This is a genomic window from Hymenobacter sp. (assembly GCF_031398885.1).
Taxonomy (GTDB): domain Bacteria; phylum Bacteroidota; class Bacteroidia; order Cytophagales; family Hymenobacteraceae; genus Hymenobacter.
This window is the reverse complement of the sequence record NZ_JANNOD010000123.1, coordinates 1-22103: the sequence shown is the minus strand read 5'-3', so window position 1 is coordinate 22103 and position 22103 is coordinate 1. Positions and strand designations below refer to the sequence as shown.

Sequence of the window (22103 nt, the reverse complement as noted above, 5' to 3'; positions counted from 1 at the left end):
CCGTGCGCCACTATCGTATTGCTACGACCGTTCGACTTGCATGTATTAGGCCTGCCGCTAGCGTTCATCCTGAGCCAAGATCAAACTCTCCATTGTAAAATTCTTCTACACCCCGGCGTACCGGGGCTGATGTCGAGTGCTAATCCGACTCGTATTTGACGAGTTCAAATCAATGTTACGTCTGTTGTCGGTCTGCTTCAATTGCTCGAAGCAAACCTTACCATTTGTCTTTTCCAAACATTCAAAGAACGTTTGCTGCTTCCAGTTGAAGCGGCAGAGTGGCCTTACGGCCGGTAACTTCTTTCGTTTTGTTTCCCTTCTTTCGATTTGGGAGTGCAAAGGTAAGAGGCTTTTCCTCTTTAGCAAGCTCTTTAGAAAATAGATTCAGATTATTTCTGTCTCGCTTTTCAAAACTTCCTGCCTCCTATCGAAGCGGGCTGCAAATGTACGTTAGCTTTCTTCGGCTTCCGCGAGAGGTTTAGAAAATATTTTTTCTGACGCTTTGCTATGGTAGCGCGAGAAATAAGACAAGCTGACGACTTGTGAAGTTCCGTGACTTTCATTCTTCCTTCAGAGCAATTGCTACTGAAGAACCCGCTGTCCGTTTGACGATTTGGGACTGCAAAAGTAAGAGGACATTTTGGGCTTGCAAAGGATAAAGCAAAGATTTATGCTTGCTGGGGCATGCGCGAAGGGTATTTCAGGCAATGGCGGATTATAAGTCAGGTAGTTAAGTGGCTGATTTTTTTCTGAGTTTTTTAGCGAATTGGCTCGGGATTGAAGAACTCGGCCAAGTTGGGGCGGGTGAGGCGGGGGCGAATGGCTTCGTATTGGCGGATTATTTGGCCGAGTTGGGCCATGAATGGGAGGCCGAGGGAGTCGTATTCGTAGGCGCCGTCGTTGATGGTGCCGTCTTGATTGACGTAGAGGGCGGCGCTGAGCAGGAATTCGGACTGGTGGAGGGAGTCGGCGAAGTAAGCGACGTCGGAGAGGTAGCCGTGCGACATGCCGACGATGTTGTAGATGCGAAGGGCGGGCTGGTCGGGGATTTCGGGGTTGCGGCCGTAGTAGAGGTACTTCTTGTAGGCATCGAAGTAGCGGGCGGGGGCGTAGGGACGGAAGCCGGACTGGTGGGGGGTGGCGTGGAGGTAGCGGCGCAGGAAAGCGTAATCGGCGGAGGTAAGGCGGGGGCGTTGGGTAGCGGGGACGGATTCGGGGAAGATGATGCCTTGCAGGAAAGCGGTGACGTCGACCAAGGAGAGGTGATTGGCGGTAGTGAAGTCGTAGGGTTCGGGGACGACGCGGCGGCCGGCTTGGTAGGCGCGGCCTTTGAGGACGCGGCCCAGGGGGCTGGCGTAGGGAGTGGGATTGAATTTGATGGGTTCTTTATACAGGGTGTCGCCTTGGGGGGTGTGGAAGCTGATGGGGTTGGTGTGGCGGTTGGCGGTGGTGTCGCAGGGGGCGAAGCGGCGGGTGATGCGGGCGTTGGGGTAGCCGAGTTGGGCGAGGCGGGTGTTGAGAGGGCGCTGACCCAGGAATTCGTAGAGGCGGTTGTAGGCGAGGTTGTCGCTGACCAAGAGCATGCGCTTGATGTAGTTGCCGACGGTGGCGGTGCGGTCGGAATCGGCGGGAGCGGCGAAAGGGACGGGGGTTTGGCAGCGATAGGCAGCGCCGGTGGCCATAATGGTGCGGCGGGTGACGCCGGGCTTATTCAGGTCGTTCAGCTTTTCGAGGGCCAGGACGGCGACGGGAAGCTTGACCAAGCTTGCCGGGTTGAAGTATTGGCGGGGGTTGAGGTGGTAGGTGTGGGGGGTAAAGGTGGGGCGGTTTTGGGCATCGCGGTTGATTTGGGTATAGATGACTTGGAGTTCGTATTGGGGGTTGTTGGCAATGCGGGATAGTAGTGGAGTGGTTCTTAGTAGGGAGTCCAGTAGTGGGGAGTCTCCTGGCGCTACCCTCACTCCCCTACTCCTATCGGACACGGCCCATCTACCGTGGAATAGGGGAGCAAAGCGACCTGTAGCGGCTAATGATACTAGAGTTGTTATTGCCAATAAAAAGGCCACTCTTGTTATATAGTGTATGGATGCGCAGAATTGGGTAAGCTTTTTCATGGGATATCAAAATAAAAAGGGCCGTGATGTTACCACCACGGCCCTGTGAGGCGGTTTTTGAGCTACTCAATCGGCTAGCGGCACTAGGCGGCGGGCTAGGAGGAGGTTGGAGTCAGTTTGGCGCCAGTTGTAGCCAGTGCCGAAGGGCAGGGCTTTGGGGCGTTGGGTGGTATCGCGGTAGGCTGCCGTGAGCTCGGGCTGGTAGTGTTTGGCGAACAGGTTGATGGGGCGCTTGTAGGTGCCGTAGTGGTTGAACTGCCAGGCACCTTTCTGGAAAAACTTCATGGCAATACCGGAATCGTCTTGCAGGATGTAGCGGCTGCGGCGCAGGACCACGCGGCGCACCTGGTTGAAGTAGCTTTTGTGCATGAGGTACGAGGCGGACTTCACGTAGGTGGTAAGCGGACCGAGGGTGCGGACGAATTGCAGGGGGGCGCTGTTGGCTTGCAGCTTCCAGTCGCTGAGGTCGGCGGAGAAGTAGTAGACGGTTTTGGGTTGGCCGTCGGGGCCACGGAGCTTCATTTCGACGCCGGGAATGGTTTTAGCTAAGGCTGATTTTTGATTGGAGCCTTTCGCTTGGGCGGAATCGGTGGAAGCATCTTGTAGCTGGCCGGTGGCGTCGAGCTGCACGGGGCGGATGGCGGTGACTTGATTGCCGGTGCGGGCGGCGAAGAGCATCATCAGGGGCAGGGCGCCGTCGAGTTCGACGGATTTGAGGTCGACGGCCATGTCGTTGGTGCGGAAGAAGCTGAAGTTGAGCACCGACCAGAGCGAGGCCTTGACGGCGGAGAACAGCTTGGGGTTTTCGAGGGAGGTGCGGGCGGGGACGCTGCCAACGGGTTCGAGGCCCATCAGCACGTAGGTTTGGCTGGTGGGGAACATCGTGAAGACGTTCAGGAAATCGGGGCCGCTGAAGGGATAGAAGATGGTGGGACTGTTGGCGTGCACGGAATCGAGCTCGGTGCGGGCCCACTTGGTCATGCGGGCGGTGTGGGTGGCGCGGTATTTCGCCCAGCTTTTGTCTTGGTCTTGAGCGAAGGCCTGCCAGGCGGGCTGGGCGGCTAGGGCGGCGAGGCGGCTGCGCTGGCTGGGCGGCTGGCCGCCGAGGAATAGGGCTACATCTTGGGCGTAGGCAGTGTCGGGGGCGGCAGAGCGGCTGGGGCGTGGGGTAACAGCGGGGGCTGTGGCGGCGGTAGGGGCTGGTGATTTAGTAGAATCAACGGCGTCGGCCGTGGTGGCCATGGTTTCTTCCTTGGCGGAAGTCGCGGTTTCGGTTTTGGTGTTCGACTCGGAGCAAGCAGTAAGCAGGAGCAGGGCGGCCGGCAGAAGCCGAAGCGCAGCGGTGCGAAGGGACATTATGTATTAGAGTGGTGAAACAATAAGCTTCTGAAGAGCTCAAATGGGGCGGCAAGTTACAGGAGGTTCGCTCTGACGGTTCGCCTCACCCCCGGCCCCGCATCTACTTCATGCGCAGAATCCCGTGGAGAGGGGGAGCCGGACGGAGGTTTATCGACCCAACTTAAGTAGCGGGAGAAACTGACAGGCGCGTGGTGAGGAAATAAACCAGCCCACCAACCGCCAAGGTGGCCAAGCCGTAAAGCGACTCCATTGGCTTTTCGCTCAGGATAAATGCCAGCGTCCAGCCGCTGAGGCCGAGGAAAATGAGTGGGGTGAAGGGGTAGCCCCAGGCGCGGTAGGGCCGCGGCAGGTGGGGCTGGCGCCAGCGAAGTACAAACAGGCCCAGCACGGTAAGGAAGGTGAATAGATTCAGCACGAAGCCGGCGTAGACCAGTACGCCCTGGAAACTGGGCTTTAGGATAAAGGCCAGGGTGATGACGGTTTGCAAGGCCAGTGCCCGCACGGGAATGCCGGCGCGGCTTTTGGGAGCCAGGAAGCGTAGGGCGGGAATGTCTTCGCCCATGGTTTGGACGATGCGGGGGCCGGCGAAGACCATCGAGCTGATGGTGGAAACGAGCAAAGCCGCGATGATGCCGCCCATCAGCCGGCCGCCCAGCGGACCGAACAACGAAGTGGCCGCCACGAAACCAACTTCCAACTGGCCCTGCAACCCGGCCAGCGGCGTGGAGCGCAGAAACACGTAATTGAGCCCTACATATAAGAAGAGCACCACGGCCGTGCCCGCCAGCAGAATGCGCGAGAGGTTACGCTTGGGATTCTCGATTTCGCCGGTGACGTACACGGCGGCGTTCCAGCCTGAGTAGGCGTAGCTCACATACACCAGCGACACGGCGAAGGCGGGGCTGAGCAGGGCGCGCCAGCCGGCGGCATCGGGCGCGAAGCTCAGCGGCTGCCCCTCCCCTATCAGCACGCCGGCGCCGATGAAAACGACCAGCACCACCACTTTGAGGGCCGTGATGATGACCTGCAGCCGGCTGCCCACGCGGGTGCTGGTGCCGTGCACGAGGGTGAGGAGCAGCACGACCGTCACCGAAAGCCACCGCGGCTGTAAATCCGGCCACACGCTTTTGGCATAAGTGCCCAGCGCCAGCGCCGCCAGGGCCGTGGGCGCGGCAAAGCCTACTGTGGCCGATACCCAACCCGACAAAAAGCCCAGCGCGGGGTGATATATCTGGCTCAGGTAATGGTATTCGCCTCCCGAGCGGGGCATGGCCGCCGCCAATTCGCCGTAGCACACGGCCCCGCACAGGGCAATGAGGCCGCCCACCAGCCACAGCATCAGCAGCGCAAAGCCGCTTTGGATGCTCAGTACCTGAAACCCGAGGCTGGTGAATACGCCCGTGCCCACCATGTTGGCGATGACGATGGCCGCGCCGGTGAGGAAGGTAATTTTATGGGGTGTTCGGGCAAGCTCGGGCATGGCGCAAAGATGCGAACCAACGCACGAGAGGCGTCCCGGCCGGCTTTCTCCCAACTTGCAACCCTGTAAATTGAAGTCGCAAGCCTATAAACCCAACTTGCAACCCTATAAATCGAAGTCGCAAGCCTATAAACCCAAGTCGCAAGCCTACAAACCGAGGTTGCAACCCTGTAAATCGAGGTCGCAGGCCTATGAACCGAAGTTGCAAGCCTACAAACCCAGGTCGCAACCCTGTAAACTCAACTTGCAAGCCTATAAACCCAGGTCGCAACCCTATAAATCGAAGTCGCAGGCTTATGAAACCGACTCGCAAACGCTGAAGCTTACTCCGCCGGGCTGCTCACTTTAGACTTTTTGTAGAGCGGCACGGTGCTGCACGGCTCGCCGTACATCACGCTGCTGGTCACGGGGAGGAGCTTCTGCATGATGGCCACGTAAGCGAAGGTGGGCACGGGCACGTTGCCACAGCCTTTCACCACCACTTTGGCGTCGCGGTATTCCTCTGCATCAACGGCAGCAATGGCTTCCTGAAACAGGGCTTGCTCCAGGGCTTCGAGGTTGCCGAACACGTAGCGGTGGGCGTGGTTCTGGAGCTTGGTGGCGAGCAGCATGTAGGCCCAGGTGGGCACGATGGCATCGGCCGAGCAGATGATGGCCACGTTCTGGCCGTCGTACTGCGCCCAGTCGTTGGTTTTGATGAACTCGCGGAAGTCCTTTTCGCGCAGGATGAGGCCGTGGAAGAGGTTGTCCTTGATGTCATACACCACCCGCTCGCCCGGATGGATAAACTCTTCCAGGTTGAGGGTAACAAGGCCGCTGTTGGCGACGCGGTTGACGAAGAGAGGTTCCATATCCGTTGTGAGGTTATCAGGCAAGCAAATTAATGAATAGAACTCCCGAAGGAGTCGCACCGGCGGAAATCAACAACAAGCCAGTCATCATGAAAACCAAGTTTTGCGCACATTGCCAAACGGAGGCTACCACGCTGTACCGCATACAAACCACGGCGGAAGGCAAGGGCTGGTTTTTTGTTTGCGAAGCCTGTTGCATTAAGGCGAAAACCCAGCCGGGCTACCGCTACGGCGGCACCTGGCAAGGCTACCGGCACTAGCCCGCCGGTTCAGGTCCGGGGCGTGGTGGTGTACACTTCCTTCAAATAAAACGGCTCGTAGTAGGCCACGTCCTGGAATTCCTGCCGGTGATACGCGGCCACGGCCAACTGGCCCACCGCTACCGCCGACGGCTCAATGCCCGCTAGGAAACCGGCGTCCGCCCGCTCCCCCAGCAGCGCCTGAAACTTCGCCGCGCCGTGTCCGAAGAACAACACCGAACGCTGGGCCAATTGTTCGGCCAGCGTGTCGGCGTCGAGCAGCAGCGGCGTGGGCGCCAGCACTTCTTCCCCCGCGTGGGTGTAGATGGCGGCGTACACTTCCGTGCGCCGGGCGTCCAGCATGGGGCAATACAGGTACGATTCGGGCCGCGCGGTGCCGGCCGCCACGTGCGCCGCTAGAGCCCTGAGCGTACTCACGGCCACCAGCGGAATATCCAGCGCGAAACACAGGCCCTTGGCGGCGGCGGCCCCAATGCGCAAGCCCGTGTAGGAACCGGGGCCGTCGCTCACCGCCACGGCAGCGAGTTCGGTCAGAGCATGACCGGTGTTTTCCAGCAGCTGCTCTATTAAGACGGTGAGGTGGGTGGAGTGCGACTTGTCGAGCCGCAGCTCGGACTGACCAACCAGGGAGCCGTCGGCTACGCGGTGCAAGGCGACCGAGCAGACCGGGGAAGAGGTTTCGAGGGATAGGAGAAGCGTTTGCATGGGGCAGGCAAATTTACGGCAGTTGGAATTGGCCGTGCCTGCTTGGTATGCTTTGCTACTTGCCTCCATCGAGCAAACCGAGAATTCGGTCAAGCTTGGCATCCAGATTAGCAACCTGTATTCCCATGAGAGAAACAGCGTTTTCTACATCGCCAATCCGCGTGTTCGTAATGGACTGGTTCTGTTCTGTAGCACTTAGCTTGTGCTTTACCTCACTCAGTTCCGTCCGCACTTCTTGTCGCAACCCGCCAAGTTCCGTCCGCACCTCTTGTCGTAACTCGCCAAGCTCCCGCAAAGCAAACTGCGTATTATCGCTCTGCACCTTCCCAGCTTCCAGTAGCTGGTTGACAACTCCAAAAATCTGCTTCAATTGCGCCGTGTGGCGGTCAGCCACAGCCAACGTCTGGGAAACGAGCGGTTCGAGCTGGTCGAGGCGTTGGTCGGCGGTCATCTTGTTCCGAGCAAAATTTTGAAATATCTAAACTAAACCGTCTTGTTTAGCAGACATTTACACCATGAAGAAAGCACTACTCATTATAGCATCTCTAGTAGGGCTAGGAACTACTATAATCTATCTGAGTCCTAAAAGACGTAGGATTTCACATGTCGAAAATCAATTCCGGCTTGTTAAGTCGGGAATGATAAAGGCCCAGGTTGAGAATATATTATCAAAGCCTGATACTGTATTATACCTCACTGATAGAGCTAATAACCCATATTCAGCTTTGCGCTATAACCTAGATTTCTGGCACTCTGCAATCAATGCCCATGCTTATTTGGAATATGATATCTACAATAATAACGTAACCGGTGGGGCTCTGTATAGTGGAAAATCAGAAGAAATTCTACCATAGCAATCTTACTTCGTCCCGGCCGACTTGCGGGCGCTGGCAGCCTGGCCCGAAGGCTTTAGCAGAGCCGCGTAGCGGTTGGGGTCGTTCAGCACGGCTACGGCGGCGAGGATGTTCGGGTCGTCGTCGAAGCCGGATTCGGTGCGGCCCTTCTCGAAGTAGTAGCGCGACACGATTTCCTGCTCCAGCAGCTCCTTGATTTCGGGCTTGAAGCGCTGCAGGTCGTTGGCCTTGTTCACGGTCACCTTTTTGCGAATGGCTTCGAGTTCGGCTTTCACGTCGTCGTAGTGCTTCTCCTCTTTCACCTTTTTGCTGAGGTCCACCAAGGACTTTTCGGCGTCGGTGCTGTAGCTGATATTTTTATTCTGGAGGTAGGCCACGAACTTCTGGTAATCGGCGTCGGCGAGCTTGAACTGGCGGGCGGGCGCGATGGTGGGGTGTTCGGCGCGGTAGCGGGTGGCGTAGTCGAAAAGGTAGCTTTTCTGGAGCAGGATGCGGGTGATGTCGGCGATTTCGCGGTCGTTTACTTCAATGTCGGGGGCCACGCCGCCGCCGTCGTACACGGTGCGGCCGGCGGTGGTTTTGAACGCCGTGCGCAGCGAATCGGGGAATTTGCCCAGCGTGCCGTCGTCGCTACGGTGGGCGTAGTCAATTTCCTGGATGCAGCGGCCGCTGGGGATGTAGTACTTGGCGGTGGTCACCTTCAGCTGCGAGTTGTAGCTGAGGGGGCGCGTGGCCTGCACCAAGCCCTTGCCGAAGGTGCGCTCGCCCACCACCACGGCGCGGTCGTAGTCCTGCAGCACGCCCGACACAATTTCCGAGGCCGAGGCCGAGCGGTTGCTGGTGATGATGGCCACCGGAATCTGCGTATCGAGCGGCACGTCCAGGGCCTTGTAGGTCTTGTTCCACTCCGTCACCTTGCCCTTGGTGCTCACCACGTCCAGTCCTTTGTCGATGAAAAGATTGGAAATATTCACCGCTTCGTTCAGCAGGCCACCGGGGTTGTCGCGGATGTCGAACACAATTTTCTTGGCGCCTTGCTCCTTGAGCTTGCTCACGGCAACGCGCACCTCGCGGCCCGCGTCCACGGTGAAACTGCCGAGCTGGAAGTAGCCCACGTCGCCGGAAATCATGCCAGTGTAGGGCACGTTTTCCACCTGAATTTTATCGCGGGTGATGTTGATTTCCACCGGCTTGTCCTGGCCGTAACGGGTCACCATGAGCTTCACCACCGAGTTGGCCTGGCCCTTGAGGAGCTTGCTGATATCGGAGTTGCTTTTTTTATCGACGATGACGCCGTTGATGTCGAGGATTTCGTCGCCGGGCAGCAGGCCGGCTTTCTGGGCCGGGTAGCCTTCGTAGGCGCTTTGCACCACGGTTTTGCCGTTGCGCTTCACCACCGAGGCCCCGATGCCGCCGTACTGCCCGGTGGTCATGGTGCGGAAGTCCTCGATGTCGTCCTCCGGGATGTAGTTGGTGTAGGGGTCGAGCGAGCGCAGCATGGCGTCGATGCCCGTTTTTACCAGCTTGGCGGGCGTGACTTCGTCGACGTAATAAGTATTCACCTCCTTGAAAAGGGTGGCGAAAATGTCCAGATTCTTGGCAATTTCGAAGTACCGCTCGTTGTCGGACGCGGCGCGGAAAGAGACCAGACCCAACGTGCCCAGGGCCAGGGTAGCGAGTAGTTTCTTACGAATGGTCATAAAAACGGGTAGCAAGTAGGCGAATCTACGCGGCAGGCGGCGGAGCGGGTGCTTCGACCGGCGTGTCCAGCAAACGTTGAAGACCAGAAATTAATTTTCTTTCCACCAACGCCAGCGGGCTCTTTTCCTTGCCCGTGAAGATAATACCTAGAAGAGCGACCTGATGCCCGCCGGGTTGCTCCACCAACCGATATTTATTGAGCCGGTACGCCTCGCGGATGAGCCGCTTGAGCCGGTTGCGGTCCACGGCCCGCTTGAAGCTGCGCTTGCTCACGCTGATAAGCACCTGCGGCGGGGCCGCCGTGGGCGCCGCGCTTTTTATCCAGACCAGGCGCAGCGGGTAAACGCCGAAAGAGGAACCCTGCTTGCCGAAGAGCTCGTCGATGAGCTTCTTGCGGCACAGGTGTTCCTCTTTCGGGAAGGTGTAGCGTTTTTTCGGCGCGGCCCCGGAAACCTCACCCCCCGGCCCCCTCTCCCGAGGAGAGGGGGAGCCAGGTGATTGTGGTTCTTGCATAACGGGAGCTATTAGCCAACGGCTCTCAGCCAACGGCCAATGACTGCTAGCGCTTGTGCTTGCCTTCGTCGGAGACGGTGAGGCGCTTGCGGCCTTTGGCGCGGCGGCGGGCCAGCACGTTGCGGCCGTTGGCGGTTTCCATGCGGAGACGGAAGCCGTGCTTGTTGACGCGCTTGCGCTTCGAAGGTTGATAGGTACGTTTCATCGGATGTCTAGTTTCGAGTTGGGCCGGCAAAGGTACGGGCTCTGCCTGGAAAAGGCAAGACCGTCAGCCACTTTTACCAGTGGCCGGCGTACTCCCCGTAATTTTGGCCGCTCACACCCCGTTTTAGCAATGATTCACTACCGCGTTTCCTACGAAAACCCCCTCACGTTTTACCTCCAAATCCAGCTCACGCTGGATGTGACCGCCGACGCCCCCGCACCGCTGGAACTGCAACTGCCCGCGTGGCGCCCGGGCCGCTACGAGCTGCAAAACTTCGCCCAGAAGCTGCAGCGCGTGGTGATTGAGGACGCCATCACCCACCAGCCCCTGCCCTACCGCAAGCTCACCAAGGACCGCTGGGCAGTGCCCAACGCCGCCGGTCGCACCGTGCGCGTGCACTACAACTTCTACGCCCACCAGATGGACGCCGGCGGCTCCTGGCTCGACGAGTCGCAGCTGTACCTGAACCCGGTGCAGGCGCTGATGTACGCAGAAGGCCGCCAGCACGAAGCCTGCGAGCTGGAGCTAGTGCTGCCTGAGGGCTGGCAAATAGCCTGCGGCCTGCCCCAAACCGCACCGAACACGCTGGCCGCGCAGAATTTTGACCAACTGGCCGACTCGCCGCTCATCGCCAGCCCCACGCTGCTGCACCAGGAGTACGAAGCTGGCGGCCGGCCCTTCCACATCTGGGTGCAGGGCGAGGCGGCGCTGGACTGGCCGCAGATTCTGACGGATTTCAAGGCGTTTTCGGAAGAGCAGCTGCGGCTGTTCGGCGGCCTGCCGGTGGCCGACTACCACTTCCTGAACCAGTTCCTGCCCTACAAGCACTACCACGGCGTGGAACACCACAACTCCACCGTGATTACGCTGGGGCCGGCCGAATTGGTGATGAGTGAGGGCTTGTACAAGGAACTGCTGGGCGTGAGCTGCCACGAGCTGTTCCACACCTGGAACATCAAGAGCATCCGGCCCGCCGAGCTGCAGCCCTACGACTACAGCCGCGAGAACTACTTCCGCACCTGCTTCATCGCCGAGGGCATCACCACCTACTACGGCGAGTACCTGCTGGCCCGCAGCCACGTGCGCACGCCGGCGCAGTACTTTGAGGAGCTGAACACCGTGCTGCGCCGGCACTACGACGATGCCGGCAGCCAGAACCTTTCGCTGGCCGACGCCAGCATGGACCTCTGGCTGGACGGCTACAAGGCCGGCGTGCCCGACCGCAAGGTGTCGGTGTACCACAAGGGCGCGCTGGCCGCGTTGATTCTGGATTTGACCCTGCGGCAGCTTTCCGGCCACGCCCGCAGCCTCGACGACGTGATGCGGCGGCTGTACGAGGAGTTTGGCCAAACCGGCATCGGCTACACCGAGGCCGACTACGTGCGCATTGTGGAGGAAGTGGCCGGGCGCCAGATGCAGGCGTATTTTGACCGGTTCATCTACGGCACCGCGCCGCTGGCCGAGCCGCTCGACAAGGTGCTGCGCACCGTGGGCTGCCAGCTGCTGGTGGCCGAAAACGCCTCGGCGTCGGAGGGCCTGTTCGGCTTCCGCACGGTGGTGCGAAACGAGCGAACCGAGGTAACGGACATCTGGCCCAACTCGCCGGCCGCCGCGGCCCTGACCGTGGACGACGAAATCGTGGCCGTGAACGGCCGCCGCGTCGACATGAATTTGCAGAGCCTGCTCAGCAGCGGCGCGGCCGAGTTTGAGCTGAGCGTGTTTCGCCAAAGCCGGCTGTTGACGGTGCATCTGGCCGTCATGCCGGGCGTCACGTTCGGGCAGCGCTACGCCGTGGACCGGCTAGAAACTGCCACTACGGCCCAGCAACTGGGATTTCAGCAGTGGCTGGGCTGGGAGTTTTGAGGCGATGCAAGAGCGCAGAAAAAAGCCCCGCTGAAGTATTTCAGCGGGGCTTTTTAGTTTAGAAGCAACGCTTCAGATGTTAGTGCTTTGAGTCGCCGCCTTTGCCCACCTTGCCTTTATTCACCGACATCGGCTTGTTGCCCTGGGGGTTGCTGCGGATGTTCTGCACGCCCTGGCCGGCGCTGTTGCCGTCGGTGGTGTTGCCGTGGGCCGAGACGTTGCTCACGTTGGGGTTTTGCACCTGGGTGCTCTTCTTCTTGGTGTTGGCAACGGGGTTGACGGACGTTTTCTCGTTCTGCAGGTCGGAGTTTTTATTGGCGAGGCCCATGGCGGTGGAAGGTTAAAATGGAGGATGAGAAGTTGTACCCCGTCGCCGCCAAAAGGTTGCCCTCGCACATCCCGACCCGTGGCCTTACACCGCTTACACGTTGGCTACGGCCGCGGCGGGCACCACCCGTACCAGCTCGGCAAATTGCGCTTCGCGGGCTTCGAGTTCTTCCTCCGTGAGGTTGAGCAGCCGCTCAGTGCCGAACTTTTCCACGCAGAACGAGGCCATGGCCGAGCCGTGAATGACGGCGCGCTTCATGTTCTCGAAGCTAATGTCGTCGGTGGCGGCCAGGTGGCCGATGAAGCCGCCCGCGAACGTGTCGCCGGCGCCGGTCGGGTCGAATACTTCTTCCAGCGGCAGGGCTGGAGCGTAAAACACCTTGTTCTTGTGGAAGAGCAGCGCGCCGTGCTCGCCTTTCTTGATGATGAGAAATTTCGGGCCCATGCCCATAATTTTCTTGGCCGCCTTCACCAGCGAGTACTCGCCCGAGAGCTGGCGGGCTTCCTCGTCGTTGATGCTGAGCACGTCCACCATTTCAATGGTCGCGATGAGTTCTTCCAGGGCAATGTCCATCCAGAAATTCATCGTGTCCATCACAATCAGCTTGGGCCGGTTCACGAGGCGCTGGATGACGAGGCGCTGCACCTGCGGGGCCAGGTTGCCCAGCATGAGGTACTTGCAGTCCTGGTACGCGTCGGGGATGATGGGGTCGAAATCGCCCAGCACGTTGAGTTCCGTGGTGATGGTTTCGCGCGAGTTGAGGTCCTGCGAGTACTTGCCCGACCAGAAGAACGACTTCTCCCCTTGCTTGATTTGCAGGCCTTCCACGTCCACGCCGTGCTCTTCGAGCAGCAGAATGTCGGACTGCGCAAAGTCGTCGCCCACCACGGCCACCAGCTTCACGGGCTTCAGCGAGTACGAGGCCGAGAGGGTGATGAAGGTGGCGGCGCCGCCGATGATTTTGTCGGTTTTACCGAAGGGGGTTTCGATGGCGTCGAAGGCGACGCTGCCGATAACGAGCAGACTCATTGCGGGGGGGTTAAGTGGGGTAATAAGCAGGTAACGAAGAGCAAGCAACAAAAAAGTCCCCGGAAAATTCTCCGGGGACTTCATTTTGCGGGTAAATAATGGGGCTCGAACCCACGACCTCCGGAATCACAATCCGGCGCTCTAACCAGCTGAGCTATATCTACCAGGTTTGTTTTTGGTGGGGCAAAGATAGCAGGGGAAGCGGGGATGGGCAAAAAAAGTTCGGGACTGGCGATTTAAGACAACCGGCAGAACGTCATGTCGAGCGGAGCCGAGACATCTCGCGTGCGGTAGTAATCCAACCGCTCAACGATGCGAGCGAGATGTCTCGGCTGCGCTCGACATGACACCCTTTTCGCTTCGGGTCAAACGCGGCCCGCGCCAAAAAGCCGACCTTTGCGGCATGGAACCCATTACCGCGCCGTCGTTCAACGATTTCAAGCTCAACAACCAACTGCTTTCCGCCGTGGCCGCTGCCGGCTTCACCGAGCCCACGCCGGTGCAGCAGCAAACCATTCCGCTGCTGCTGGCCGGGCACGACGTGCTGGGCATCGCCCAAACCGGCACCGGCAAAACGGCCGCCTTCGGCCTGCCCCTGCTCATGAAGGCCAAGTACGCCCAGGGCAGCAACCCGCGGGCTCTGGTGCTGGCCCCCACCCGCGAGCTGGCCATTCAAATCGAGACGCATTTAAAGGCCCTGGCGGTGAACACCGACCTGCGCATTTTCGCCATCTACGGCGGGCTGGGGCCGAAAACGCAGATTGAAACCATCGCCGCGGGCGTCGACGTGCTCATTGCCACGCCGGGCCGGCTCATGGAAATCTACCTCAAGGGCGCGCTGGTGCTGCGCGACTTGAAGACCTTCGTGCTGGACGAGGCCGACAAGATGATGGACATGGGCTTCATGCCCCAGATTCGGCGCATCCTGGAGGTGATTCCGCGCAAGCGCCAGAACGTGCTGTTTTCGGCCACCATGCCCGAGCGGGTGACGCTGCTGAGCGAGGAATTCCTCGAATTCCCGGTGCGGGTGGAAGTGAGCCCGCCGGCCAAAACCGCCTCGACGGTGACGCAGGTGCTGTACCAGGCGCCCAACCTGCTCACCAAAATCAACCTGCTCGACTTCCTGCTGCACCGCGACACCGACACCATGACGCGGGTGCTGCTCTTCACCCGCACCAAAGAGCACGCCGACCAGGTAGCCCACTTTTTGGAGCGCAAGGCGCCCGCCGGCGAGGTGCGCGTGATTCACGGCAACAAGGGCCAGAACGCCCGCATCAACAGCATGGACGCCTTCCGGGCCGGCCAGGTGCGCTACCTGGTGGCCACCGACGTGGCCGCGCGGGGCATCGACGTGCCGCAGGTGACGCACGTCATCAACTTCGACGTGCCCCTCGTGCACGACGACTACGTGCACCGCATCGGGCGTACGGGCCGGGCCCTGCACACCGGGGCCGCCATCACCTTCGCCAACGAGGCCGAAATGGTGCACATCGGCGAAATCGAGCAGCTCATCAACCAGCCGATAGCGGTGCTGCCGCTGCCGGCCGAAGTGGTGGTGGAGGACACGCCCTTTGAGGAGCAGCAGCAGATGGGCCGCGAGCTGGACGAGCGCCGCCGGAAGCTGGACCCCACCTTCCAGGGTGCTTTCCACGAAAAGAAGGAGTGGATTAAGCCCGGCGTCACCATTGACAAGCGCACCGGCAAGCCGTTTCAGGAGGGCAAGAAGAAGAGCACTAAGGGCGCGAAGGCCAACGTGGGCAAAAAGGGCAGCTCGGCGCCCGGCGTGAAGGCCATCAAGGCCCGGAAGCGGCGGTAGGTAATGATTAGTGATTAACGGTTAGTGATTAGTGACGTTCGTTAACCACTAACCGTTAATCACTAACCACTAATGCCGCAGCATGTGCCCAAAGTGCACGCTGGCGTAGGTGAGGGCCGTGCCCCAGAGCAGGGCGCTCCAGAGCATGTGCAGCATGATGCGCTGCCGGGGCACCCCGAGCAGCGTGGCGATGACCGTGCCGCCGATGGGCGAGAGCAGCACCGGCGTGAGGAAGGCGATGCCGCCCATGCCGAACTTGCTGAACACCTTGATGATGTTGCGCGAGCGTTTGGTAAAAATGGGTTCGCGCCGCAGCCGCCGCTGTTTTTGGCGGTGGCGCACCCACACCCGGCCCACGCCCGAAAATACGAACACGCTGGTCATCATGCCGGCCACGGTGAGGGCCAGCGTGGGCCAGAAGTGCAGCCCCATGGAGGTGCCAGCCAACGGCCCACCCAAAAACTTAACCGTGCTCAGCAAAAACACGGAGGCGCACTTAACGGCGGGGTGAAGCAAAACGATGGGGAAAGCTAGCGGTAAGACAGGTCGGCAGCACAGAGAAAGCGCGCAGCAAAGATACCCGGTTCGAAAGTGGCACGCAGCCTTTGCTGCGTTTCGGCAGGGCTGTCACATGAGGACCTTGGCAAAACGTCGCAAAGGCTGCGTGCCACTTTCGCTTGTGGCGTGCTTGTGCTGTCGTTCAACGAAACGCAGCAAAGGCTGCGTACCACTGGCGCTTGCGTGCGGCCCCGCGCCGCGGCCTACAGCTTGCTGCCGAAGGCCAGGTCGCCGGCGTCGCCGAGGCCGGGCACGATGTAGGCCTGCTCGTTGAGCTTTTCGTCGACAGCCGCCACCCAGAGGTTGGCCTCGGGAATTTCGCGGGCCACGTAGGCCAGGCCCTCGGGCGAGGCGATGACGGCGGCGATGTGCACCTGCCGCGGCATGCCGAAGCGCAGCATGGCCCGGTAGGTTTGCACGAGGCTTTTGCCGGTGGCCAGCATGGGGTCGGCCAGAATCAGCACCCGCTCGTCGAGGCTGGGGGCCGAGAGGTAGTCGACCTGCACCTGCACCTGGGCCGTACCCTCGATGCGGTAGGCCGCCACAAAGGCGCTGGGCGACTGGTCGAAATAGTTGAGGAACCCCTGGTGAAACGGCAGCCCGGCCCGCAGCACGGTGGCCAGAATAGGGAAATCGTGCAGCAGCTTGCCGGTGGTTTCGGCCAGGGGCGTCTGGATAACCTTGTCGGTATAGCTGAGGTGGGCGCTGATGCGGTAGGCAATGATTTCGCCCAGGCGCTGTAGGTTGCGGCGGAAGCGGAGGCTGTCCTTCTGCACCTCTTTGTCGCGCAGCTCGGCCAGAAAATGGTTTGCTATGCTGGGCTCGGCGCACACCACGTGCACGTGGGCCAGGGCATCAGTGGCATCGGTGGAAGCAGCAGCGGCGGCCGAAGCGGAAGGGAGGGGAGTAGTGGCCATGGGGCGAGGGGGTGGAGGGTAATACCAGAAAGGAGGTCCGGCCGGAGTCCCGAAGTTGGCACAAAAACCGGGGGCGGGCAAGAAACGGCCCCGGACCGGCCCGCTACATCCTTGCCAATGGCTTGCTGCGTAGGTTTGTTGGGAAATTGGCCCGTTTAGCTTTCGGTCGGTTGGCTCGCCGCGCTTCAGTGAGAACTATCTGTATTTATGCACAAAGCTCTGCTTTTATTCTGCCTGGGGACGCTGCTGGCGGGCCCGCTGACGGCCCAAACCACGCCCCCTACCCCCGCCGAACCGATGCCGCCCGCCGCTGCGCCAAAAGTGGAAAAGTCGCCGTGGATGATTTTTGACCAGCCGCTGGACACCTTGCTGCCCAAGCGCACCGGAGTGGAAGCCACGCAAGGCGCGAACTACGTGCCCCTCGACCCCGATACCTACCGCCTGATTGACCGGTACGTCATTAAGTACGGCGCCGACCCCGTGAACGACCCGCACACCAGCGTGCGGCCGTATACCCGCGCAGCCGCGGGCCGTTTGGGCGAGCGTATGCTTGCACCCGATAGCGCAACGGGCACGCTCTCGCGGGCTGACCGGTTCAATGCGGCATACTTGCTCAAGGATAACTGGCTGAGCAGTGCCCAGGGCGCCGCACGCAACGTGAGCGAGAAACCCGTTTTCACGTATTTCTTTCGCAATCAAACCGACCTTTACCACGTCGAAACCAAGGATTTCTCGTTGCGCGTGAACCCGGTGGCGCTGCTGCAAGTGGGCAGGGACAGCGACATCAGCGGCTTGCGCTACGTGAACACCCGGGGCGTACAGCTTGAAGGCACCATCGACCAGAAGCTCGGTTTTTACACCTTTTTGACCGATAACCAGCAGGGCGTGCCGCTGTATGTGCGCGACCGTATCCTGCGCGACGAGGTTGTGCCGCACGAGGGGTACTACAAGCCGTACAAGGCGGATTTTATCAGCACCAGCAGCAGCGAATACGACTTCTTCACGGCCCGGGGCGGCATTACCTACGCCGCCACGAAGCACATCAACCTGCAACTGGCCCACGACCGAAATTTCATTGGCAACGGCTACCGCTCGCTCATCCTGTCGGACTACAGCGCGCCGTACTTTTTCTTGAAGGCCAACACCCGGGTTTGGAAATTCAACTACCAAAATCTGTTTGCGGAGCTTACTGCCGAGCGCCGGAACGAAGACCAGGTGTACCCCAAAAAGTACCTGGCGCTGCACCACCTCAGCTTCGACGTGACGCCGAACCTGAACATTGGCGTGTTCGAAAGCACCATTCTGGGGGGACGCAATGCCGAGCTGGACAGTATCGGCCGCTACGTGCCGGGCAGCCAGAGGCTCGGGTTCGAGCTGCAGTACCTGAACCCGCTGATTTTTTACCGGGCCGTGGAGCAGAACGTAGGCTCGGCCGACAACGCCATTTTGGGCCTTGACTTTAAGTGGAGCTTCTTGGGCACGGCGCAGCTCTACGGGCAACTGGTGCTCGACGAGTTCAAGATAAGCGAGGTGCGTGCGCGCAACGGCTGGTGGGCCAACAAGCAGGCCTTCCAGCTTGGGGGCAAATACATAGACGCGGCCGGCCTGCGCAACCTCGACCTGCAGGTGGAGTTGAACTACATTCGGCCGTTTACCTACCAGCACGAAAACATTTACACCAGCTACCAGCACTACCAGCAGCCCCTGGCCCACCCCATGGGGGCCAACGTGACCGAGGTGTTGGGCGTGCTCAGCTACCAGCCCCTGCCCCGACTCATGCTGGTGGGCAAGGCTTTTTACTCGGAGCAAGGGCTGGACCTGACCTCAGAGGATGTGGCGACCCAAAACTACGGGGGCAACGTGCTCAAGTCGTACAACACCCGCGTGCAAGAGTTTGGCAACCGTACCGGGCAGGGCAACAAGAGCCGGCTGCTCCACGCCGACTTTACGGCCACCTACCAGCCGCGCCTGAACCTGTTTCTGGACGCCAAGCTCATTGCGCGCAACCAGACGTACTCGCTCACGCCGGAACTCGACGGCAGTGAGGTGTATGCCGCGCTGGCCCTGCGCTGGAACATCGCGCAGCGGCTGCACGAGTTTTAACCCGCGCTCAGCTAGCCCGTGATGCGCAGCACGCTGCCGGTTTGGGCGACGGTATAGCTGCGCAGCGCGCCCACGGCCGGGCCCTGGGTGGCCGCGCCGCCCAGGCTGAACAGGGAGCCGTGGTTGGGGCACCGGAAGTTGCTGCTGCCCGGCTGGAATTGCACTGAGGTGCCCTGGTGGGTGCACGCGGCGGATAGCGCTACGTAGCTGCCCGCCGTGGTTTTGGCCACTATCACCTGGTCGTTGGCCCCGTACACGTAGCCAAAGACGGGGTCGTTGAGGCGGGCGTTGGCCGGGTCGGCCACGTCCAGGGTGAAGTCGATGGCGCCGGCGCCCGGCCCGGGAGTGGTGCCCGGCTGGGGGTCGTCGGTGTTGCTGGAGCAGCTACCCAGGCAGCCGGTGAGCAGCAGGGCGGCGCCAAAGCCGAACAGGTGCAGGAATTCGTCGCGTTTCATACGGAAAAAGAAGCGGGTGAGCGGCGCACGGGCGCTTGCCGGGCTAATCGGCCGCGTGGACCCGTGGGTTGCCTGCCGGGGCCCGGGAATGGGACGTATTTTTGCCGCTCGCATGAAAACCTACCTCCGCATCCTGCAGTACGCGCGGCCATTTGCCGGTTTTCTGCCGCAATACACCGTGTACACGGTGCTGGCCATCTTTTTCGGGCTGGCCAATTTCACGCTCATCATCCCACTGCTGCAGGTGCTGTTCGATAAAACGGACACCGTGCCGCTGCTGGCGCCCGCCCAGCTGCCGGCCTTCCACCTGAGCCTCGACTGGATTAAGGACACGTTCAACTACTTCTTTGCCGACATGCTGGCGGCCGAGGGCAAGATGGGCGCCCTGGCCTTCGTGTGCATCATTGTGGTGGTGTCGGTGATGCTGAGCAACCTGTTTCGCTACCTAAGTCTGCGGCTGCTGGCGCAGGTGCGGGCCCGCGTCATCCGCAACCTGCGGCGGGCGCTCTACCACCGCATCGTGGAGCTGCAGCTCGGCTACTTTGCCGGCGAGCGCCGCGGCGACCTGATGTCGCGCTTCACCTCCGACGTGCAGGAAGTGGAAACGTCGGTGGTGAACACGATGACGGCCGTGATTCAGGAGCCGCTCAAGATTATCGCCTTTTTTGGGCTGTTGTTCTACATCTCGGTGCCGCTCACGCTCTTCACGCTAGTGCTGCTGCCGGTGTCGGGCGGCATCATTGCCAGCATTGCCAAGCGGCTGCGGCGACAGGCCCAAATCAGCCAGAGCACGCTGGGCTCGATGATGTCGGTGATTGACGAGACGCTGGGCGGCATCCGGGTCATCAAGGCATTCAATGCCCAGGCCTACATCAAGGGCAAGTTCGAGGACCAGAACGACGAGTACGCCCGCACCTCGCGGCGCATCGACAACACCCGCGACTTGGCCTCGCCGTTCTCCGAGTTTGCGGGCGTGGCGGTGGTGGCCGGGCTGCTGTACTTCGGCGGCACGCTGATTCTCGGGGGCGAGTCGACGCTGACGGGCGAGACGTTTATTGGCTACGTGGTGCTGTTTTCGCAGGTGCTCACGCCGGCCAAGGCCTTGTCGGGCTCGTTTGGCAACATCCAGCGCGGGCTGGTGGCCGGCGAGCGGGTGCTGCGCATCATCGACACCGAGCCGGCCATCCGCGACCGGCCGGGGGCCACGGTGCTGCCGCCCTTTGAGCGCGAAATTGAGTTTCAAAACCTGCAGTTCAGCTACGGCGACACGCCGGTGCTCCACGACGTGAACCTGACCATCAAAAAAGGCCAGACCGTGGCGCTGGTGGGCGGCAGCGGCGGCGGCAAAAGCACCCTGGCCGACCTGCTGCCGCGCTTCTACGACCCCAGCGCCGGCCAGATTCTGATTGATGGCCACGACCTGCGCGCCTGCACCCTGCACTCGGTGCGCGACCAGATGGGCATCGTCACCCAGGAAAGCATCCTCTTCAACGACACCATTTTCAACAACATCCGCTTCAACACCGCCGCCACCGCCGCCGAGGTCCTCGAAGCCGCCCGCATCGCCAACGCCCACGACTTCATCGTGGCCAGCCCCGACGGCTACCAGACCGTTATTGGCGACCGGGGCTCGCGCCTCTCGGGCGGGCAGCGGCAGCGGCTGAGCATCGCGCGCGCCATTCTGCGCAACCCGCCCATTCTCATCCTCGACGAAGCCACCTCGGCCCTCGACACCGAGAGCGAAAAGCTGGTGCAGGAAGCCCTGCAGCGGCTGATGCAGAACCGCACCTCGCTCGTCATCGCCCACCGCCTGAGCACGGTGCAGCACGCCGACGAGATTGTGGTGCTCCAGCACGGCCGCATCGTGGAGCGCGGCACCCACGACGAGCTGCGGCGCGCGGGCGGCGTGTACCAGCGCTTGAGCTCCCTGCAAACCAACGCGGCCCTGGTGTAATTGCCCCCTTGCCAGCGGCGCGGCCCCGGCGCCGGGCACGGACTTATTTCCTACTTAACGCCCCTCAATTTCGTGCTTGGCAAAAACCCCTTCCGCTGGTTTCTTTTCATTGTCGTGGCCATTGTGGTGGCCAAGCTTTGCTATAATCTCGGCTCCCGGCTGATTAACGGCCGGCAAAAGCCGCAAACGGAAGCGCAAGGCCCAAACAGCGGCGCCTACCGCAGAGCCCAGGGACTTCGCGGGGTAACAGTTGACCCGGCCGACTCGGCCGCGGCGGCCGCTGACACGGCCGGGCGGGTGCAATAGGTCCGTTGAATAAAGGCTATTTTGCAGCCGCTTTCCCAGCTCCGCCGTTCCTAAACTGCTACCATCCACTCCTTACTCCCCTTCGCCATGCTCGCCCTCAAACGCATTGTCACCGTCGCCGTCATGGTTTACCTGTTGCTGGCGCTGCTATTCGTGCTCGCCCCAGCGGTGCGTACCTCCGTCATGGGCATGGGCACGGGCCTGTCGGCCCTGGACCAGGAGCGGCAGTTTTACTACACCATGTTTCTGATTGGCGCGGGCGTCCTGGCACTGCAGCTCATCACCGAAAACCTCGACAGCGTGCTGCTGCGCCGCGCCGTATTTCAGCGCGAGAGTAAAATCAACGAGCTGAAAGCCAAGCTCTACGACAATCAGCAGCGCAGCAACGCCCCGGCCACGCCGGGCAGCCGCACCATCGACGGCCGCACCATGGAGGCGTCGGGCACGGCCAACCGCGGGTCCGGCGCCAGCATCCCAACGGCGCATAGCGCCACCGAAAACCGCACGGCCGACCACCTGCCCCAGCCCACGTTTCCGCAGAGCGACCCGAGCCTGAGCAACACCCCACCGGCCGAGCGCCCGCCGCTGTAGGCCTTGTCTGTTCGGCTGTCCGGCTCATTTGACTACCCTTACCGATTACCCCTTAAGTGCCCGACGCAACCCCGCTTTCTGACCTCGTCCGCGCCGAGCTGGCCGAAGCCCGCGCCGTGCTCGACCGGTTTCTGGAAGAGC

At 61.0% G+C, this 22103-nt stretch carries 20 protein-coding genes, 1 tRNA gene and 1 rRNA gene; 6 read left to right on the top strand and 16 right to left on the bottom strand.

What is annotated here, in order from left to right; genetic code table 11:
* From RMO51_RS21825 to RMO51_RS21805, 5 genes are all read right to left on the bottom strand, one after another.
* Positions 1–96: ribosomal RNA gene (locus tag RMO51_RS21825) — 16S ribosomal RNA — on the bottom strand; the annotation flags it as partial.
* Positions 97–758: 662 nt separating this feature from the next.
* Positions 759–2114 (bottom strand): serine hydrolase, encoded by a 1356-nt coding sequence (locus RMO51_RS21820; protein WP_310398109.1) that lies wholly within the window; start codon positions 2112–2114, stop codon positions 759–761.
* Between the two features lie 66 nt (positions 2115–2180).
* Entirely contained in the window at positions 2181–3470 is a 1290-nt protein-coding gene (locus RMO51_RS21815) for a hypothetical protein (RefSeq protein WP_310398108.1), read from the bottom strand.
* Positions 3471–3633: 163 nt separating this feature from the next.
* Positions 3634–4953, bottom strand: coding sequence for an amino acid permease (locus tag RMO51_RS21810; RefSeq protein WP_310398107.1), 1320 nt, complete (start codon positions 4951–4953; stop codon positions 3634–3636).
* Positions 4954–5276: 323 nt separating this feature from the next.
* The gene (locus RMO51_RS21805) at positions 5277–5804 is read right to left on the bottom strand and encodes a DUF2480 family protein (protein ID WP_310398106.1); all 528 of its coding nucleotides are present in this window, start codon (positions 5802–5804) and stop codon (positions 5277–5279) included.
* Positions 5805–5836: 32 nt separating this feature from the next.
* Between RMO51_RS21805 and RMO51_RS21800 the strand changes: the two genes are divergently transcribed.
* On the top strand, positions 5837–6064 hold the full coding sequence (locus tag RMO51_RS21800) for a hypothetical protein (protein WP_310398104.1): 228 nt from the start codon (positions 5837–5839) through the stop codon (positions 6062–6064).
* A 9-nt stretch (positions 6065–6073) separates the two neighbouring features.
* Here the strand turns inward: RMO51_RS21800 and tsaB are convergent, their stop codons facing one another.
* From tsaB to rpmH, 5 genes are all read right to left on the bottom strand, one after another.
* Positions 6074–6769, bottom strand: a complete 696-nt coding sequence (tsaB, locus tag RMO51_RS21795; protein ID WP_310398103.1) for a tRNA (adenosine(37)-N6)-threonylcarbamoyltransferase complex dimerization subunit type 1 TsaB — start codon at positions 6767–6769, stop codon at positions 6074–6076.
* A 55-nt stretch (positions 6770–6824) separates the two neighbouring features.
* Positions 6825–7220, bottom strand: coding sequence for a hypothetical protein (locus RMO51_RS21790; protein WP_310398102.1), 396 nt, complete (start codon positions 7218–7220; stop codon positions 6825–6827).
* A gap of 408 nt (positions 7221–7628) precedes the next feature.
* Positions 7629–9323: a S41 family peptidase gene (locus RMO51_RS21785; RefSeq protein ID WP_310398101.1), complete on the bottom strand. Its 1695-nt coding sequence runs from the start codon at positions 9321–9323 to the stop codon at positions 7629–7631.
* A gap of 25 nt (positions 9324–9348) precedes the next feature.
* Positions 9349–9837 (bottom strand): ribonuclease P protein component, encoded by a 489-nt coding sequence (locus RMO51_RS21780; RefSeq protein WP_310398100.1) that lies wholly within the window; start codon positions 9835–9837, stop codon positions 9349–9351.
* Positions 9838–9883: 46 nt separating this feature from the next.
* Positions 9884–10042 (bottom strand): 50S ribosomal protein L34, encoded by a 159-nt coding sequence (rpmH, locus tag RMO51_RS21775; RefSeq protein ID WP_046246180.1) that lies wholly within the window; start codon positions 10040–10042, stop codon positions 9884–9886.
* A gap of 129 nt (positions 10043–10171) precedes the next feature.
* Here rpmH and RMO51_RS21770 point away from each other — a divergent pair, with 129 nt between their 5' ends.
* Positions 10172–11905, top strand: coding sequence for a PDZ domain-containing protein (locus tag RMO51_RS21770; RefSeq protein WP_310398099.1), 1734 nt, complete (start codon positions 10172–10174; stop codon positions 11903–11905).
* A gap of 79 nt (positions 11906–11984) precedes the next feature.
* Here the strand turns inward: RMO51_RS21770 and RMO51_RS21765 are convergent, their stop codons facing one another.
* From RMO51_RS21765 to RMO51_RS21755, 3 genes are all read right to left on the bottom strand, one after another.
* Positions 11985–12233, bottom strand: a complete 249-nt coding sequence (locus RMO51_RS21765; RefSeq protein WP_310398098.1) for a hypothetical protein — start codon at positions 12231–12233, stop codon at positions 11985–11987.
* A 93-nt stretch (positions 12234–12326) separates the two neighbouring features.
* Entirely contained in the window at positions 12327–13262 is a 936-nt protein-coding gene (locus RMO51_RS21760; protein ID WP_310398097.1) for a PfkB family carbohydrate kinase, read from the bottom strand.
* Between the two features lie 90 nt (positions 13263–13352).
* Positions 13353–13426, bottom strand: a tRNA-His gene (locus RMO51_RS21755).
* Between the two features lie 239 nt (positions 13427–13665).
* Here RMO51_RS21755 and RMO51_RS21750 point away from each other — a divergent pair.
* Positions 13666–15078, top strand: a complete 1413-nt coding sequence (locus RMO51_RS21750; RefSeq protein ID WP_310398096.1) for a DEAD/DEAH box helicase — start codon at positions 13666–13668, stop codon at positions 15076–15078.
* A gap of 69 nt (positions 15079–15147) precedes the next feature.
* On the opposite strand, the gene RMO51_RS21745 is transcribed toward RMO51_RS21750, so the two are convergent.
* Complete coding sequence (locus tag RMO51_RS21745) at positions 15148–15594, bottom strand: hypothetical protein (RefSeq protein ID WP_310398095.1); 447 nt, start codon at positions 15592–15594, stop codon at positions 15148–15150.
* Positions 15595–15839: 245 nt separating this feature from the next.
* The gene (gene upp, locus RMO51_RS21740) at positions 15840–16553 is read right to left on the bottom strand and encodes a uracil phosphoribosyltransferase (protein ID WP_310398094.1); all 714 of its coding nucleotides are present in this window, start codon (positions 16551–16553) and stop codon (positions 15840–15842) included.
* Between the two features lie 207 nt (positions 16554–16760).
* On the opposite strand from upp, the gene RMO51_RS21735 reads away from it, so the two are divergent.
* A complete protein-coding gene (locus tag RMO51_RS21735) occupies positions 16761–18656 on the top strand; it encodes a capsule assembly Wzi family protein (RefSeq protein WP_310398093.1) in 1896 nt (631 codons plus the stop codon).
* 11 nt (positions 18657–18667) lie between these two features.
* Here the strand turns inward: RMO51_RS21735 and RMO51_RS21730 are convergent, their stop codons facing one another.
* The gene (locus tag RMO51_RS21730) at positions 18668–19111 is read right to left on the bottom strand and encodes a Rieske (2Fe-2S) protein (RefSeq protein ID WP_310398092.1); all 444 of its coding nucleotides are present in this window, start codon (positions 19109–19111) and stop codon (positions 18668–18670) included.
* Between the two features lie 112 nt (positions 19112–19223).
* On the opposite strand from RMO51_RS21730, the gene RMO51_RS21725 reads away from it, so the two are divergent.
* Entirely contained in the window at positions 19224–21065 is a 1842-nt protein-coding gene (locus tag RMO51_RS21725; protein ID WP_310398091.1) for an ABC transporter transmembrane domain-containing protein, read from the top strand.
* Positions 21066–21458: 393 nt separating this feature from the next.
* Positions 21459–21962, top strand: coding sequence for a hypothetical protein (locus RMO51_RS21720; RefSeq protein ID WP_310398090.1), 504 nt, complete (start codon positions 21459–21461; stop codon positions 21960–21962).
* Positions 21963–22103 lie beyond the last annotated feature (141 nt).